This window comes from Bacteroides sp. D1 (genome assembly GCF_000157095.2).
Lineage (GTDB): Bacteria > Bacteroidota > Bacteroidia > Bacteroidales > Bacteroidaceae > Bacteroides > Bacteroides xylanisolvens.
Genome location: NZ_JH114348.1, coordinates 32488 through 49500, shown reverse-complemented (window position 1 = coordinate 49500; position 17013 = coordinate 32488). Strand labels below are relative to the sequence as shown.

11 protein-coding genes are annotated in these 17013 nt (G+C 45.3%); all 11 read left to right on the top strand.

The window, feature by feature from the left end; genetic code table 11:
- The first annotated feature begins 86 nt into the window (after positions 1 to 86).
- From BSAG_RS05700 to BSAG_RS05750, 11 genes are read left to right on the top strand one after another with little or no spacing between them, the layout of a single operon-like run.
- Complete coding sequence (locus BSAG_RS05700; protein WP_004313408.1) at positions 87 to 1406, top strand: FAD-dependent oxidoreductase; 1320 nt, start codon at positions 87 to 89, stop codon at positions 1404 to 1406.
- Positions 1407 to 1420: 14 nt separating this feature from the next.
- Entirely contained in the window at positions 1421 to 3211 is a 1791-nt protein-coding gene (locus tag BSAG_RS05705) for a sodium:solute symporter family protein (RefSeq protein WP_004313407.1), read from the top strand.
- 31 nt (positions 3212 to 3242) lie between these two features.
- Positions 3243 to 4607: a BACON domain-containing protein gene (locus BSAG_RS05710; protein WP_008651144.1), complete on the top strand. Its 1365-nt coding sequence runs from the start codon at positions 3243 to 3245 to the stop codon at positions 4605 to 4607.
- A gap of 5 nt (positions 4608 to 4612) precedes the next feature.
- Positions 4613 to 7699, top strand: coding sequence for a SusC/RagA family TonB-linked outer membrane protein (locus BSAG_RS05715; RefSeq protein ID WP_004313405.1), 3087 nt, complete (start codon positions 4613 to 4615; stop codon positions 7697 to 7699).
- Positions 7700 to 7723: 24 nt separating this feature from the next.
- The gene (locus BSAG_RS05720; RefSeq protein ID WP_004313404.1) at positions 7724 to 9463 is read left to right on the top strand and encodes a RagB/SusD family nutrient uptake outer membrane protein; all 1740 of its coding nucleotides are present in this window, start codon (positions 7724 to 7726) and stop codon (positions 9461 to 9463) included.
- A gap of 21 nt (positions 9464 to 9484) precedes the next feature.
- On the top strand, positions 9485 to 10438 hold the full coding sequence (locus BSAG_RS05725) for a DUF6772 family protein (protein ID WP_004304775.1): 954 nt from the start codon (positions 9485 to 9487) through the stop codon (positions 10436 to 10438).
- 17 nt (positions 10439 to 10455) lie between these two features.
- Positions 10456 to 10785 (top strand): hypothetical protein, encoded by a 330-nt coding sequence (locus BSAG_RS05730; RefSeq protein WP_004313403.1) that lies wholly within the window; start codon positions 10456 to 10458, stop codon positions 10783 to 10785.
- Positions 10773 to 12149 (top strand): ComEC/Rec2 family competence protein, encoded by a 1377-nt coding sequence (locus tag BSAG_RS05735; RefSeq protein WP_008644257.1) that lies wholly within the window; start codon positions 10773 to 10775, stop codon positions 12147 to 12149. The genes BSAG_RS05730 and BSAG_RS05735 overlap by 13 nt, the downstream gene beginning before the upstream one ends.
- Complete coding sequence (locus BSAG_RS05740; RefSeq protein WP_004313401.1) at positions 12149 to 13423, top strand: FAD-dependent oxidoreductase; 1275 nt, start codon at positions 12149 to 12151, stop codon at positions 13421 to 13423. Before BSAG_RS05735 ends, BSAG_RS05740 begins: the two co-directional genes overlap by 1 nt.
- Before the next feature lie 40 nt (positions 13424 to 13463).
- Entirely contained in the window at positions 13464 to 15701 is a 2238-nt protein-coding gene (locus BSAG_RS05745; RefSeq protein ID WP_008997684.1) for a histidine phosphatase family protein, read from the top strand.
- Positions 15688 to 17010: a mannitol dehydrogenase family protein gene (locus tag BSAG_RS05750; protein WP_004313398.1), complete on the top strand. Its 1323-nt coding sequence runs from the start codon at positions 15688 to 15690 to the stop codon at positions 17008 to 17010. Before BSAG_RS05745 ends, BSAG_RS05750 begins: the two co-directional genes overlap by 14 nt.
- Positions 17011 to 17013 lie beyond the last annotated feature (3 nt).

The window sequence follows — 17013 nt, the reverse complement described above, 5'->3', positions numbered from 1 at the left end:
ACCTCTTTTCTTATAAGTGCGGTCGAAAGCACATCAAAGTTTACCATCTATTTGAATTGGTAATAATTAAAGGATAAAAAACGGTCATGGACAAGAAAGTACGAAGTATAGAAATTTCGAAACGGGTTCCAATTGTGGGCAACTACGATGTAGTTGTCTGCGGTGGCGGACCAGCTGGTTTCATTGCGGCCATTGCGGCTGCTCGCAGTGGTGCGAAAACTGCTGTTGTGGAACAATATGGTTTTTTAGGTGGAATGGCTACAATGGGGCTTGTTACTCCTTTGAGTGTTTTCACCTATAATAATGAAAAGGTGATAGGCGGTATTCCATGGGAATTTATCGAACGGCTGGAGAAGATGGGAGGCTGTATCATTGAGAAACCTCTTGGCAATGTAGCTTTTGATCCGGAGCTTTACAAACTTTTATGCCAGCAAATGATGCTGGAAGCCGGCGTGGATATGTATATGCACTCTTACTTAAGCGGTTGCCAGGCAAAAGACGGCAAAATATCCTGTATCCTCTTTGAGAATAAGAATGGGACAGAAGCCATCAGTGCCGATATGTATATCGACTGCACTGGGGATGGTGACCTTGCCGCTATGGCGGGTGTTCCGATGCAAACAGATGATTGTAAACCGCTGCAACCTCTTTCCACCTATTTTATATTAGGCGGTGTGGATACAGATTCGCCCATGATAATCGATGCCATGCACCATAATAAACAAGGGCAGAATTGTCATTGCATTGCAGTTCGTGAGAAACTTCTAGCAATGAAAGAGAAGCTTGGCATCCCCGAATTCGGAGGTCCTTGGTTTTGCACCACTCTTCGTCCGGGCGAAGTAACGGTTAATATGACCCGTACTGCAGGAAATGCCATCGATAATAGAAATTTTACCGCAGCGGAATGTCGCTTACGGGAAGACGTATTTAAAATAGCACGAATCTTTAAAGAGAACTTTGAAGAGTTTAAAAACAGTTATGTGACGACCGTCGCCGTACATGCCGGTATTCGTGAGACACGTCGTATCAAAGGTGTACATACCATTACAGCAGAAGAATATGTGAATGCTTATAAATATCCTGATAGCATATCACGCGGCGCACATCCTATAGATATCCATGTGGCAGCAGGTGCGGAACAGAGCGTAACTTTCCTTAAAAAAGCGGCGTATGTACCTTATCGTGCTCTTATAGCTGAAGATTTCCCGAATCTGCTCGTAGCGGGACGCTGTATTAGTGCTGATAAGACTTCCTTTGCGTCACTTCGCGTTCAGGCAAGTTGTATGGGGGTAGGACAAGCCGCAGGAGTAGCAGCCGCACAATGTATAAAGGCAGGTGTGACCGTACAAAAGGCTGATATTCACAATCTCATAGAGGAATTGAAGAAACTTGGAGCAATTATATAAAGAAGAACCAGAATATGGAACAGTTAGATTATATTATTATTTTACTCTACTTTCTCGGACTGATTGCCGTGAGTGTTGTGATGTCCCGGAAAATTAAAAACTCCGAAGATATGTTTATTGCCGGGCGAAATTCTTCGTGGTGGCTGTCGGGAGTCTCTTCCTACATGACTATCTTCTCGGCAAGTACCTTTGTCGTTTGGGGAGGCGTTGCTTATAAATCGGGACTTGTTGCGGTAGTTGTTGCACTTTGTCTTGGCGTAGCATCGTTTATTGTCGGTAAATGGATCTCGGGCAAATGGCGGGAGCTACGTATCAAATCGCCGGGAGAGTTCCTTACCATCCGGTTCGGACATCGCACGGTAAGTTTTTACACGATTTCAGGAATTATAGCCCGTGCGGTACATACGGCAGTGTCTCTGTATGCGGTAGCGGTTGTGATGTGTGCATTAATCAAAGTCGATGGTGGCAGTATTTTTGCAAGTACAGGTATGATGGGCGATTCACCGATGGGTTACCTAAGTATTTGGTGGGCGCTTCTTATTCTTGGTGCCATCGCTCTTGGATACACCATTGCCGGAGGATTTCTTGCGGTACTAATGACTGATGTAATTCAGTTCGGAGTACTTCTGGCCGTGGTTGTATTTATGATACCTCTTTCATTTAACGCGGTAGGAGGCGTAAGTGCATTTATCGATAAGGCCAGTGAGATACCGGGATTCTTCTCGGGCACATCTCCGACCTATACATGGGGGTGGCTTTTACTGTGGATATTTCTCAATGTGTCTATGATTGGCGGTGACTGGCCGTTTGTACAGCGATACATAAGCGTGCCTACTACAAGAGACGCAAAAAAGAGTACTTATTTAATCGGAATTCTTTATCTCGTCACTCCTCTTATTTGGTATCTTCCTACCATGATTTATCGTGTGATGGAACCCGGACTTGCGCTTGATTTGGATGCAACCACAATGACTTTCAACGGTGAACACGCTTATGTGAATATGAGCAAACTCGTGCTCATGAAAGGAATGGTCGGTATGATGTTGGCAGCGATGCTATCGGCCACATTGAGTAATGTTTCGGGCATTTTGAATGTATATGCCAATGTATATACCTATGATATTTGGGGACACAAAGAGAAAAACCGTCAGGCAGATGAGAAAAAGCGTATCAAGGTAGGACGTCTCTTCACATTTGTCTTTGGACTTGTGATTATCGCTTTGTCAATGCTCATCCCGTTTGCCGGAGGTGCCGAAAAGGTGGTAGTAACTCTTCTTACTATGGTGATGTGTCCTTTATACATTCCGTCAATATGGGGACTGTTCTCGAAGCGGCTGACAGGCAACCAACTTATTTCTGCAATGATTCTTACTTGGCTCGTTGGTATTATGGCTCGCGTCATAATTCCCGCCTCCGTTATTAGTCCAAGCCTTATAGAGTCAGTTGCCGGTTGTGTACTTCCTGTACTTATCCTTGCGATCATGGAAGTTTGGTCGGCACGTAAAAAGTATGAAGATAATGGTTATCAAGCCATTTGTGAATATACTGATCCTGAAGCCGATCGCGAACCGACATTAAAGGAGAAAAAAGCGGTATTAATCTATTCGCATTTGGCTGTTAACTGCTTCTGTATTACTATTGGTGTCGTTGCGCTCTTACTGATAGGTCTGCTTATTGCCGGCGATCCGAAGACCCTTGCGGTCAAAGGAATTGTGATAGGAAGTATCGTACTGATGATTGCCATGATACTTGCTTATGTGATATACAGAATTATATATGCAAGACGTCTGAAAATGTCTAGCTAGTCAATTATTAATAACCCTAAATACTAATCAAATGAATCTAAAGATGTTATTGTTTGCAAGTGTGTCGCTTGTGCTTTTTGCATCTTGTCATAACTCGGATGATCCGTATATGACACTCGCGACAAAGACACTTGATGTAGAAGCAGAAGGTGGACTTTTCACTGTTGACCTTTCATCTAATGTCTATTACAGAGTCAATAACGATTGCCAGACCGATGGAAGCGATAGCCATTGGGCAGTTGTTGATTCGCATGAGACACAAGGTGAGATTACTAAGTTTACAATCAAAGTCTCTGAAAATTCATCGACTAGTTCACGTGTCGGTGCCATTCGTTTCATTGGCGATGATGTAACTCCTTTAAAGCTGGTTATTACCCAAAAGATGATTGTTCCGAAAGGTATCAGTCCTACCACAGAATCGATTGACGCAACTACAACAGAATCCTCATTCAAAGTCTTTGGCGATAAGGAGTGGAAGGCTGTGTGTACAGATGCAGATGTGACCGTTTCTCCTGCAAATGGGGTAGGCGAATGTGATATTAAACTTACTTTCCCGGAGAACAAGACATTTGCCAAACGGACAATTAAAGTAACGGTAACCATCCAGGATGATACAGACTATACCTATACTCTTGTACAAGATGCTTTCTCGGGCATTTTGGCTGATTGGGACTTGAATAGTTTAACTGCCAACACAAGTGGAACATTTGCTGATGATGAGGCACAATCGGTATTCCCGGGAACCAATGGCAAGTATATTGCTCCGAGTGCCGGAAGTGGTAAGATTGAGTATTGGGCATGTGACCGGACAGGTTATGTAGAGCAGAAAGTCGTATGCAGCCGTGCCGTGGGTGCTAATGGTGACCCGTATGTATCAGGAGCTATTCCGGGTGATTATTGGTATGTCTATGGGGATATGAAAGGTACGACCATTCCTGCCGGTACCAAGATACACTTCTATTTTGTGACCAAATTAGGAACGATGTGTTCCAACTACTGGATGATCGAGTTCAAGGATGGAGAAGAATGGAAACCGGCTCTTCCGACTTCGACTCTTCAGGAAAGTGCGACAGAGACACTGTCGGGTGCACCTATCAATTATTCGGCAACTATTACCTACAACTTTGCGGGAATGTTGCTCGATGAAAAAAACAATGGCGCATATATCCCTGCCGAAGGAATATTTACCACGACTAAGGATATGGATGAGATTGTGTTAAGATTTGGACAGGCAGGCCGTCTATGTCTTAATGGCGCCAAATTCGCTGGAAAGTATATAGACTGTACACACGCAAGCGGCCAGACACGTTTTTCAGCGCAACATCCGAGTAACCCTGAAACAGGTGAGGCAATCAGAGAATATAACGAACATGTATTGCTTGAAATCGTAGAATAAATAGTATGAAAAAAAGTATATTAAGCCTGTTATTGGCATGTTTCCTGCAAATCAATCTGGCTTTTGCACAGAATGTAATGAAGGGTGTCGTTAGCGATGCCAATGGTCCTCTTGTCGGAGTGGTGATCCACGATAAAGACAATGCAAAAGGTACTACCTCCGATATGTCGGGAAAGTATGCGCTCAATGGCGCTGAATCAGGCCATACAATAGAATTCCGTTATCTTGGTTATGTGACCGAGACTGTGGTGTGGGATGGTAAGAGTGTAGTAAATATAAAACTTAAAGAGGATGCTGTACAACTTGAAGAGACAGTTGTTATCGGCTATGGATCTGTAAAAAAGAAAGATCTTACAGGTGCGGTCGGTGTAATCAACAGTTCGCTTATCGAGAAACAGAGCACGTCTCAACTTTCACAATCTTTGCAAGGACTGATTCCGGGACTGACGGTTACCCGTTCGAGCAGTATGCCGGGAGCGAGTGCTACGGTTCAGGTGCGTGGTGTGACAACAATGTCTGATTCGAGTCCGCTTATCCTTGTCGATGGTATGATGGTCAGTAGCCTCGACAATATAGCAAGCGAAGACGTACAGCAGATTACTGTACTTAAAGATGCAGCTTCTGCATCCATCTATGGTGCCCGTGCTGCTGCCGGTGTTATCTTGATAACGACTAAGGAGGCAACCGAGGGACAGCTTTCGATCGGTTATAACGGAGAGATTTCGTTGTCTTCTCCTACCGAATTTCCGAAATTCCTGACAGACCCTTATCACTACATGACAATGTACAATGAATGGTCGTGGAACGATGCCGGTAATCCTGCGGGAGGCGAATTTGCCAACTATTCACAGGACTACATCGACAACTATGCTACCAACAACAGATATGATCCCATTCAATATCCTATCTATGATTGGAAAGACGCTATTCTTTCGAATACCGCTATGCGCCATAAGCACAACTTGACCATGACGTATGGCAACAAGGTAATCAAGAGCCACACTTCCGCTACCTACGAAAATGCCGACGCTATCTATAAAGGTTCAAACCACGAAAGAATCTCTATCCGTTCGCGTAATAATCTCAAGATTAGTGATAAGCTCTCCGGTTCTATCGATTTCTCGGTACGTTATGCCACGAAAAATGACCCGACTTCCGGTAGTCCGATTCGTGCAGCTTATATGTATCCTTCCATTTATTTGGGACTTTATCCGGATGGCCGTGTTGGTCCCGGTAAAGACGGCAGTCTTAGCAATACGCTTGCCGCCTTATTGGAAGGCGGAGAGAAGAAGACCGTATCCAACACAATGACCGGTAAATTCTCGTTGAGCTATAAGCCCATAAAAGATTTGACCCTTACTGCCAATCTGACTCCTACCGTCGGAACTGTTTCGATCAAGGAGATGAAGAAAGCCATACCTGTTTACGATGCATACGAAACCGATGTTATGCTGGGATATGTTTCTGGATATACTTCCAATTCGCTAAGTGAAGAACGCCGTAACATCAAATCATTGGAGAAACAATTCATCGCTACATACGACAAGACCTTCAGCAAGGTACATAACTTCAATGCCATGGTCGGTTATGAAGATTATAGTTATACGTATGAAACGATGTCGGGATCGACCAACGATATGTCTTTGTCTTCTTTCCCTTATCTTGATTTGGCGAACAAGAATGCCCTTGCCGTAGCCGGTAATTCTTATCAGAATGCATACCGTTCATTTTTTGGCCGTGTCATGTATAATTACGACAGCCGTTACTACCTCCAGCTCAATGCTCGTGAAGACGGATCTTCACGTTTTCACAAGGATCACCGTTGGGGATTCTTCCCGTCCGCATCGGTGGGTTGGGTCATCTCTAACGAGAAGTTCATGCAAAACATAACCCCGATAAACTATCTGAAGTTCCGTGCCTCTATCGGTACGCTCGGTAACGAGCGGATTGGAAATTATCCTTATCAGACATACATTTCGTTCAATAATGCCATTATGTATGACAGTGCAGGTTCTACGCCCCAATCTTCGATGTCTGCCGCTCAACAGGATTATGCGTATGAGAATATCCATTGGGAGAAAACACAGAGCTGGGATATAGGTGTGGATGCCGCTTTCTTTAACAATCGTCTTGACTTTAGCGCAGACTATTATTATAAGAAGACAACAGATATGCTCTTGTCAGTGGCAATCCCGTCGTTTACAGGTTATTCGGCACCTGACAGGAATGTAGGTAAAATGCATACCCGTGGTTGGGAAGTGAAACTCGGCTGGTCTGACCGTATCGGAGATGTAAGTTATGCGGTAAGTTTTAATATCTCTGATTACAAGTCTATAATAGATAATCTTAATGGCAAGCAGCAGTTTAACAGCGATGGTACCATTATTACTGAAGGTGCAGAATATAACTCCTGGTACGGATATAAGACTGCAGGTTTGTTCCAGACCGCAGAGGAAGTCAGTGAAAGCGCTCTGCTTTCGGCTTCTACCAAACCGGGTGATGTGAAATATGTAGATGTCAGCGGTCCGGACGGCACTCCTGACGGAATTATCAATGAGACATACGACCGCGTAGTGCTTGGCAGCTCATTGCCACACTATCTATATGGAGGTTCTATTAGTTTGGGCTGGAAAGGTCTCTCTTTCTCCCTACTCTTCAATGGTGTCGGGAAACAACTTTCACGCCTCACCGAGAGTATGATTCGCCCCATGCAGGGACAATGGCTTCCGGCTCCGTCAGTCCTTCTGAACGACAATGGCAGCCGTAATTATTGGAGTGTATATAACACTGCAGAGCAGAACGCGGCAGCCAGCTATCCCCGTTTGAGCCATCAGGGCGGTGAATACAACAACTACAAAATGTCGGATTACTGGCTCAAGAGTAGTGCCTATATGCGTATAAAGAATATCAACGTTGGCTATACAGTTCCTAAAAAAATCGTCTCTAAAGTCGGAATCAAGGGACTTCGGGTGTACGTCAATATCGATGATCCATACTGCTTTGATAGTTATCTTTCGGGATGGGACCCTGAAGCAGGCGCTTCTACCTATATCACACGCACTTATACGTTTGGAGTGGATATCAAATTCTAATGGAGTATGAAAAAATTACATAATATGAAAAAAATACATGTATTGATTTGCATGATAGCTCTTCTATCTGTAACTTCTTGTGTGAACCTCGATCTGAATCCTCCTTCAGCCGCATCCAGTGAAAACTGGTTCTCGTCACCGGAGGAAGTTCGAATCTCGTTGAACGATTTTTATCGCAGTACTTTCTTTGTTATAGAAGAAGGTTGGACGCTGGACCGTAATACGGATGACTGGGCGCAACGAACCAACATTTATACCATTGCGGCAGGTTCACTGAATGCGTCTTCTACAAGTAATCCTAACATCAAGACTGTTTGGAGTTACACGTATAAGAACATTAGTCGTGCCAACCGGATTTTGGAGGCACTCGACAAACTTGAAGGCAAATATTCCACCACTGAACTGAATACGCTTCGTGCCGAAGCCCGTTTTTTCAGAGCGTTTGCTTATTCACGTTTGATTACTCTTTGGGGAGATGTTCCTTTCTACGTGACTTCGATTACTCCGGAGGAAGCATTTGAGATGGGGCGTACCGACAAAGCTGTCGTTCTGAAACAGATTTATGAAGATTATGACTATGCCGCAGAAAATTTGCCGGCCGCAAATAATAATAGCGGCGCCACCCGTGTGGACAAAGGAACGGCTTATGCTTACAAGGCTCGTACCGCTCTCTATCAGCACGACTATGGGACTGCCGCAAAGGCTGCGCAAGACTGTATGGATCTGGAAGTATATGACTTGGCCCCTGATTATGGAGAACTTTTCCGCGACAAGACAAGAGGAAGCAAAGAAGTTATCTTCTCTGTTGCTCACTCAAGCGATCTTGAGTTGGATGAAAACGGTAAACCTACCACACAGGCTATCGGTTCCTTTATTGCCCGTTCGGCAGGCGGTACACATAATGCACAACCTTCGTGGGAACTTCTTGCTGTCTACGAAATGACGAATGGCAAGACGATTGATGAACCGGGCAGCGGTTTTGATCCTCACGATCCATTTGCCAACCGTGATCCCCGTTGCCTGGAAACATTTGCTGCTCCCGGCAGCCGTATCTATGGTATTGAGTGGAACCCTGCGCCAAACGCACTCGAAGTAATGGACTATACACAAAATCGTATGATTACAAACAAAGATTCCAAAGGCGGTTCAGATGCTTCCAATTGCGCTTACAATGGTTGTTGCCTGCGCAAAGGCGCGCAAGAGTCATGGCGTACTACTTTGTATAACGACAACCCCGTTATTCTCATGCGTTATGCCGATGTCTTGTTGATGTATGCCGAAGCTAAGATTGAACTGGGGGAGATTGACGCTACTGTCCTTGCTTGCATCAACGATGTCCGTGCCCGTGCTTATGGCACCACCCGTACACAAACCAACGACTATCCGTCCATCACGACAACCGATCAGACAGCATTGCGCAAAGTGCTCCGCCGTGAGCGTCGTGTGGAGTTTGCATGGGAAAATCTGCGCTATTTCGATTTGCTTCGTTGGCATCAGTTTGAGAATGCTTTCGGACACAATATGTACGGATTTACCCGTACAGCCAACAGGGCAAAGGAATACTTTGCGGCAGGCAACTGGTTTTGGCCGGAGACTCCGACATTTGACAAAGACGGATTTCCTTCTTTTGAAGCGATGGCCGACGGAACCTATATCGTCCAGCATGGTGAACGTAAGTATGATGAGAAGATTTATTTATGGCCATTGCCAAGTGATGATGTATTGATAATGAATGGCAAACTTGTTCAAAATCCAGGGTACTAACTTTATTAAATAAATGATATTATGAGCATTGGAGAAATTTTATTGCGCAGTCGCTATCAACCTTTGAAAAGGGTGTTGAGCTATGATGTATTCAACACCGGCTTTAACGGTTGGATGACATTGATGCCTAACTTTACGGAATATCCCGATTTTGATGTTCCCAAGACATTGGTCAATAAAGACCAGTGGCCACCGGTCATGCTTAGTTCCGCTACTTTCAGGTATCCGGGCACTCACGGGGCTATGTCCGGCACTTACTCTCTTAAACTTTCGACAAGACCTGTTGCCGCTCCTTATACGGAGATTCCGGCGGAAGGTTGTCTGGGACATGCCATTAAGCGGCTTTCGTTCTCTCGTCCGGGTTGCAAATATTTGCAGATAGAATGTTGGTTTACATACACGGCGGAGCAGGATGTGGTGGATGGCGGTGACCGTCCGCAACCGGGTTTGCATGAGAGTTCCATCCGCGATTTTGGTATGGGATTCGATGTACAGGAGGGTGGAAAACGTTACCATGTAGGAATTCGCTATCTCAATGCAGTAGATGGCAAATTAATGCAGAAGTGGCAGTATGAACATTCCAATGAAGACATAACCGACCGCGATTGGGCTTATGGACTTGACGGAGACTGGTGTAAGAGGGGAGTCGATCCCTGGTGGTTCGGCCGCCGTTATCCTAATGGCGACCACGATGGGTTCAAGGATTTGAAAGATGGTCATCAGAAACTCATTTACAATGAGACCGACTGTAAACTCAATTGGCAATACATGCGTCTGAAACTTGACACAGAGCTTCGTGAATATGTAGAGTTCCAATGTCAGGACAAAATTTGGGATATGCGTGGCATTGCAGCCGATACCGTTGACGGATATGGACGCATCGACAATCTTATCAATCCTCTTTTCTGGGTGGGTACTGATACTAATCGTCGTGTATTCTTTTATATAGATTCTGTTGTTGTTTCACAAGAATAAAAGGAGGAATGTAATATATGAAAATGTTTAATGATTCCCATCTTGAGGTAAAGAAGTTCTTTAAAGGTACTTTCTTCACTCATCCTTACGAGGCTGGTTGGGCAGATGAGGCTATATTCTTTGTTATGGTTGAGAAAATAGAAGGAGATCCCGTATTCGAAGGTCGTGTACAACTATCGCAAGACGGTATACATTGGGCTGACGACGGTAGTGATCCTGTAATCTTCAAAGGACTTGGCCAACATATTATAAAGGTAAATTCAAATTTTGGTAATTATATTCGTCTTGCCGTCAGCATTGAAGGCGGAGAGATGTTTTTAAATCTTCATATAGCATGCAAAGGTTAATATTTATATTTAGTCTGTTCATCCTTGCGATTGTAGGATGCAGCTCCAATGAGTCTCACTCATTTTTGATTCGCCCGGATGGAGGTGGGGAAGATGCTGCCACTGAAATAGAGGTAGGTAAAACGATTCCTGCCTGGCAGGAGGGTGTGATGGATATTCATTTCATCAATACAACTACCGGTGAAAGCATGTTTGTAATATTCCCGGATGGTACGCAAATGCTTATTGATGCCGCAAGTTCGAGTGTTACGACCAACTCTAATAGTAATACGACCAACACCGGTATCCGTAGTCGTTGGGATCCGACTCTGACTTCTACCCGTGGTTCACAGATTATAACTGATTACATTCGTAAGTGTATGGTATGGACAGGTAACAGTACGATTGATTATGCCGTACTTACCCACTTCCATAATGACCACTTCGGCGGTTATACTTCTTCCTTGCCGAAATCTTCCAACTCCGACACTTATTCGTTGATAGGTTTTGCCGAGATTTTCGATAATTTCAAGATTGGTACGCTTCTCGATCGTGGCTATCCCGATTATAACTATCCGTTCAATATGGCGACAATGGCAGACAATGCTCCAAGTTGCAGCAATTATATCAATGCAGTGAAATGGCATGTCGCCAATCAAAAGTTCGATGCTGCGATATTCAAAGCAGGGGCGAATGATCAGATCGTTCAGAAGTATAATCCTGCAAAGTACCCTACTGCAAAGGTGCAAAACGTGGCAGTGAATGGAGAGATCTGGACAGGTTCGGGCACTACCACAAAGAAGACATTCCCTGAACTCTCGGAGATTTCATACGAAAACAGCAAGAACATTACCTCCAGTGACAATTGTCCGCCGGAGAATATAACCAGTTGTGTGATGAAAGTTTCGTATGGCAACTTTGATTTCTTTGCCGGTGGTGACCTTCAGTATAACGGACGTTCGAGTCATGCATGGAAAGATGCCGAACTGCCCTGTGCAAAAGCAGTGGGTCAGGTGGAACTATTGAAAGCTAACCATCACGGTGTAACCAACACCAATCAGGTGGATGCTCTGAAAGCACTCAATCCACAAACGATTGTTGTCAATTCGTGGGTAGATTGTCATCCCCGTACCGATATACTGAATTCGATGGAGACAACACTCCCTGCGTGTGACATGTTTATCACTAACTTCTGGCAAGGCGATCGCCCCAGCGGAGTAGACGACCGGGTTACGGCGGAAGAGGCTGCGAGAGTAAAGGGATATGATGGACATATTGTAGTTCGTGTGACCGACGGGGGAAACAAATATAGAGTTGTGACAATCACAGATTCTGACGGGGCAATGACTGTTAAGACTATTTCCGGTCCATATACAAGCAGATAATGAATACAAAATATTATGATGTAATAGTAGCAGGTGCAGGTCCTGCCGGGATATGTGCGGCTGTAGCCGCCGCCCGGCAAGGAGCACGTGTTGCCCTTATCGAAAGATACGGAGTCATCGGAGGTAACCTGACCGCCGGGTATGTCGGCCCTATTCTCGGTAGTGTAAGCAAGAACACGATGCGCGATGAGGTTTGTGCTATTCTTGGCGTCAAAGACAATGACTGGATTGGCGAACATGGAAATGCTCACGATTTCGAAGAGGCAAAACTTACATTGGCAGAATTTGTCGCCAGGGAAAAGAACATCGATGTCTTTTTGCAATGTTGCGTGTCGGATGTTATTCGTGACGGAAAGGTGGTAAAAGGCATTAAGTGTGCAAGTAACGAGGGGACGCTCTGTTTTGAAGCCGCGGTTACAATTGACTGTACCGGTGATGCCATAGTATCTTTTCTTGCCGGTGCAAAAATAGAAAAAGGACGTGCTGACGGACTCATGCAGCCTGTAACCCTTGAATACACCATTGATGGCGTAGACGAGTCGAAAGGAATTATCTGCATTGGAGATGTAGACAATGTTCAATTGAATGGCGAGTGTTTTCTTGATTGGTGTAAAAAGAAAGCCGATGAGGGCAAACTTCCCCGGATGCTTGCTGCCGTGCGTTTGCATCCATCGGTCAGACCGGGTTGCCGTCAGGTAAATACGACACAAGTCAATAGGGTGGATATAACTTCGGTAAGCTCTATTTTCACCGCCGATCTTGAACTTAGGCAACAGATACGCCTCCTGACTCAATTCTTGAAAGAAAATTTGCCGGGTTACGAAAACTGTAGAGTGATCGGAAGTGGTACAACAACCGGAGTGCGCGAAAGCCGCAGGGTGATGGGCGACTATGTGATCGATGCCGATGAAATGGCGGAAGGCTGCCGTTTTGCCGATGTGGTGGTACATAAAGCATTGTTCATTGTCGATATACATAATCCTGACGGAGCCGGACAGGCGGAACCAACCATCCAATATTGCAAACCATACGATTTGCCGTATCGTTGTTTTCTCCCGTTGGGCTTGGAAGGGCTTCTGGTGGCGGGACGGTGTATATCGGGTACTCACAGAGCTCACGCTTCATATCGTGTCATGAGTATTTGCATGGCGATGGGAGAGGCAGTTGGTATTGCTGCTGCTATGAGTGCGTCGCAGCACTGTACTCCGCGGGCTCTCGATGTAGGAGAGTTGCAGAAACGGCTTGAGTCGTTAGGCGTAGAGCTGTTCGATTAACGTAGAACATAATCATACTTTAAATTTATAGAGCATACTTATGAAAAAGATCTATTTGTCTGTCGTGTGCTTACTGATCTCTATTCCCCTTATCGCCCAGTTGTATGTAGAGCCGGAGAAAGAGGTGGAGTGCTCTGTCTTCCTGGCAAAGGAAGGACGGGGGCGGGCACAGCAAGGACTTGAAATATGGGATGATTACATATTCTCGTGCGAGGATGGAGGGCACGTGAATATCTATGATTTCAAAAGTGCCGATCCGAAACCTGTGGCAGGCTTTGAGTTGGCGTCCTCCCATCCGGACAACCATGTAAATAATGTATGCTTTGGCGTTGAGACAAAACGCGGAGCATCGTTTCCTCTCTTGTATATCACAAACGGGAAGGTAGGAAGCGAGTTGGAATGGTTGTGTTTTGTGGAGAGCATCACCCGTCGTGGAAAACGTTTTAGCAGCGAAATCGCACAGACAATTGAACTTGATGGCTCGAAGTGGGCGGAGAAAGGGTATGTCCCTATCTTTGGTGCGCCAAGCTGGCTGGTCGATCGGGAGCGGGGCTTTATATGGATATTCTCGGCGCGTAAACGTACTGTGGCGAAGGTGACAAAGCATGCATGGGAAAACCAGTATGTCGCCACTAAATTCCGCATACCGTCGTTGAGTGAGGGGGCAAAGGTGCGCCTCGACGAAAATGACATTCTCGATCAGGTGGTGTTCCCCTATGAGGTATGGTTCACACAAGCGGGCTGTATGCATGATGGTAAAATCTATTTCTGCTTCGGAGTTGGGAAACAGGATGACAGCCGTCCTTCCTGCATCCGGGTGTACGATACGGATAGGCGGACGATTACTGCCCGATACAATGTGCAGGAACAGGTTATTTACGAGCCGGAAGATATTGTGGTCAAAGACGGGGTTATGTATGTCAATACCAATACGAATGCGAAAAAGACGTCTGATCTTCCTTGCATATTCAAACTCTCTCTTCCGAAAGAAAAGCCGGTGGCCGAAAATCCTCTCGACGAGATACGCAGGGACCCGGAACGTGCGGGCGGCGTGTATTATGTGACCGATCTTTCACATCCGGTTACGCCGGCGCCCAAAGGATATACGCCTTTCTATATAAACGGCTATTTCCGTCACGGAGCGCGTCAGATAGACGATGAGGTGACTTATCCTGCCATATACGGCGTATTGGAGAAAGCTCATGCCACAAACAATCTTACCGATTTTGGGAAAGCCCTGTACGAACGTCTTGAACCGTTCAAGAAGAATGTGTTTTACAAAGAAGGCGATCTGACACAAATCGGTTATCGTCAGACAAGGGAGATAGGCCGGAGGATGGTACAAAACTATCCGGAAGTATTTGAAGGCCATCCCTATTTGAAGACTAACGCAACGAATGTGCTTCGGGTGGCGGCCACCATGCAATCTGTAAATTCGGGTATTTTGTCGCTGCGTCCCGGGCTTGAGTGGGCGGAGATAGACAATTCCCGTTCGTTCCTTACCACACTGAATCCATACGGTAACGTATGTCCCGACAGAAGTCCGCTTGATAAATATATACTCGGTAAAGAAAACAGTTGGTATAAAAAATATCGTTCATATATAGATGAAAAGTTGGATGTGGATGCTTTTTTTACAAGACTGTTTATAGACGTAACACAAGTAGAAAGTGAATATGACAAGTACGACCTGATCCATCGTTTCTGGTTAATGGCATCACTTATGCAATGCCTCGACCGCCAAGTGCCTATATGGGATATCTTTACAGAAGAGGAAATATTGGCTTGGGCAGAAATCGAGAACTATAAGTATTTTGCGCAGAAAGGTCCTGAACCGGTATCTCACGGGCGTAGTTGGGGACTTGCATCCCGCACGTTACGCCATTTGTTAGACGAATCTGCCGAAGATCTGGTTCGCAAGCGTCATGGTATCAATCTCAACTTCGGACACGATGGCGTTCTGATGGCCATCTTGACAAATCTGCAAGCCGGAACGTGGGCGCGGGAGGCTGGTAATTCCAAAGAAGCGTTGCGGAGTTGGAAGTACTGGGATATTCCGATGGGTGCGAATCTTCAGATGATCTTTTACCAATCAGAAGGCAATCCGGACGTTTTAGTTAAGTTTATGCTGAATGAAAAAGACCTCCGGTTGCCGTTGGAAGCGGTTGAAGCATCTTATTACAAATGGAATGAGGTTTATAAATTCTATATAGAACATTGCGACAAGGTGGAAAGATCACTTGCCGAAACATTGAAATTATCGTATGAAGACTTTTAATTATAATCGTGCTGAAATAAAGGCCGGAATAGTACATTTCGGCGTTGGAAACTTCCATCGTGCACATCTCGAAGCTTACACAAATTTATTACTTGAAGATCCGTCACAAAGATGCTGGGGGGTATTCGGAGCCATGATTATGCCTACGGACGGGGTCTTGTTCAACGCCCTCAAGAAAGACGACGGCATATATCAGTTGACGACATGCAGCCCTTCCGGCGAACAGGATAGTACGCTGATTGGTTCGCTTGTAGAACTGGCATGGGGGGAAATAGATAGTGAGCCTATCATCGCTAAAATAGCATCGGAGGAGATAAAAATCATCTCTCTCACCATTACCGAAGGGGGATATAAGGTTGATTTTAACCAATCGCGCAGTGTGTTTTGGTATGTAGCCGAAGGACTTAAACGCCGGATGGAGAAAGATTTGCCGATTACGATTCTTTCGTGTGACAACATGCAGATGAACGGCAATGCCGCTAAATGTGCGTTTATGTCATACTTCGAAGCGAAATATCCCGAGGTGGCAGCGTGGGCGAAAAAGAAAGTGACGTTCCCGAATTCGATGGTGGATCGAATCACTCCCGTAACAAAACCGGGTAAGGTTACAGATGTGTGTTGTGAAGACTTTATACAATGGGTGATTGAAGATAATTTCATTGCAGGCCGTCCTGCATGGGAGAAGGTGGGAGTTACATTCACCCATGATGTGACCCCGTATGAAATCATGAAATTAAGTCTTCTCAATGCGTCACATACTCTTCTTTCTTATCCTGCCTATATGGAAGGATTCAGGAAGGTCGATGCTGTAATGGCAGACGAGAGGTATCGTGCAATGATAAAGCTGTTTATGAACAGGGACGTTACTCCTTATGTTCCGGTTCCCGAAGGCGTTGACCTTGAAGCGTATAAAGACCAGCTTATCGAACGATTTTCAAACAAGGCGATCAGCGATCAGGTATCACGGCTTTGCGGCGATGGCATTGCTAAGTTTGCCGTTTATGTGGTACCCATACTCAAACAGATGTTGCAGGATGGGAAGGATATTTCGATAGAGGCTTTCCTGATAGCTGTTTATTGCAAATACCTGATAGGTGCGCGCACCGAGTCCGGTGAAAATATAGCTATCTCCGAACCTCACATTACCCCGGCGGACAGGAAGTTGATTTCGGGAGGATCGCCGGCCGAGTTCTTGAAGATATCACCTTTTGTGTCATTGGGACTGGACAAATACCCTGTGTTTATGGAAAAGTATGAGCAGTTTTATGCTATGCAGGTAGCAGAAGGGTTGAAGGTCTTATTACAGTAAACA

What these genes read in the sequence shown, in the direction of transcription:
- BSAG_RS05725 (WP_004304775.1), top strand. Translation starts at nt 9,485, where the DNA reads ATGAGCATTGGAGAAATTTTATTGCGCAGTCGCTATCAACCTTTGAAA.
- BSAG_RS05720 (WP_004313404.1), top strand. Translation starts at nt 7,724, where the DNA reads ATGAAAAAAATACATGTATTGATTTGCATGATAGCTCTTCTATCTGTA.
- BSAG_RS05745 (WP_008997684.1), top strand. Translation starts at nt 13,464, where the DNA reads ATGAAAAAGATCTATTTGTCTGTCGTGTGCTTACTGATCTCTATTCCC.
- BSAG_RS05715 (WP_004313405.1), top strand. Translation starts at nt 4,613, where the DNA reads ATGAAAAAAAGTATATTAAGCCTGTTATTGGCATGTTTCCTGCAAATC.
- BSAG_RS05750 (WP_004313398.1), top strand. Translation starts at nt 15,688, where the DNA reads ATGAAGACTTTTAATTATAATCGTGCTGAAATAAAGGCCGGAATAGTA.
- BSAG_RS05705 (WP_004313407.1), top strand. Translation starts at nt 1,421, where the DNA reads ATGGAACAGTTAGATTATATTATTATTTTACTCTACTTTCTCGGACTG.
- BSAG_RS05735 (WP_008644257.1), top strand. Translation starts at nt 10,773, where the DNA reads ATGCAAAGGTTAATATTTATATTTAGTCTGTTCATCCTTGCGATTGTA.
- BSAG_RS05740 (WP_004313401.1), top strand. Translation starts at nt 12,149, where the DNA reads ATGAATACAAAATATTATGATGTAATAGTAGCAGGTGCAGGTCCTGCC.
- BSAG_RS05700 (WP_004313408.1), top strand. Translation starts at nt 87, where the DNA reads ATGGACAAGAAAGTACGAAGTATAGAAATTTCGAAACGGGTTCCAATT.
- BSAG_RS05730 (WP_004313403.1), top strand. Translation starts at nt 10,456, where the DNA reads ATGAAAATGTTTAATGATTCCCATCTTGAGGTAAAGAAGTTCTTTAAA.
- BSAG_RS05710 (WP_008651144.1), top strand. Translation starts at nt 3,243, where the DNA reads ATGAATCTAAAGATGTTATTGTTTGCAAGTGTGTCGCTTGTGCTTTTT.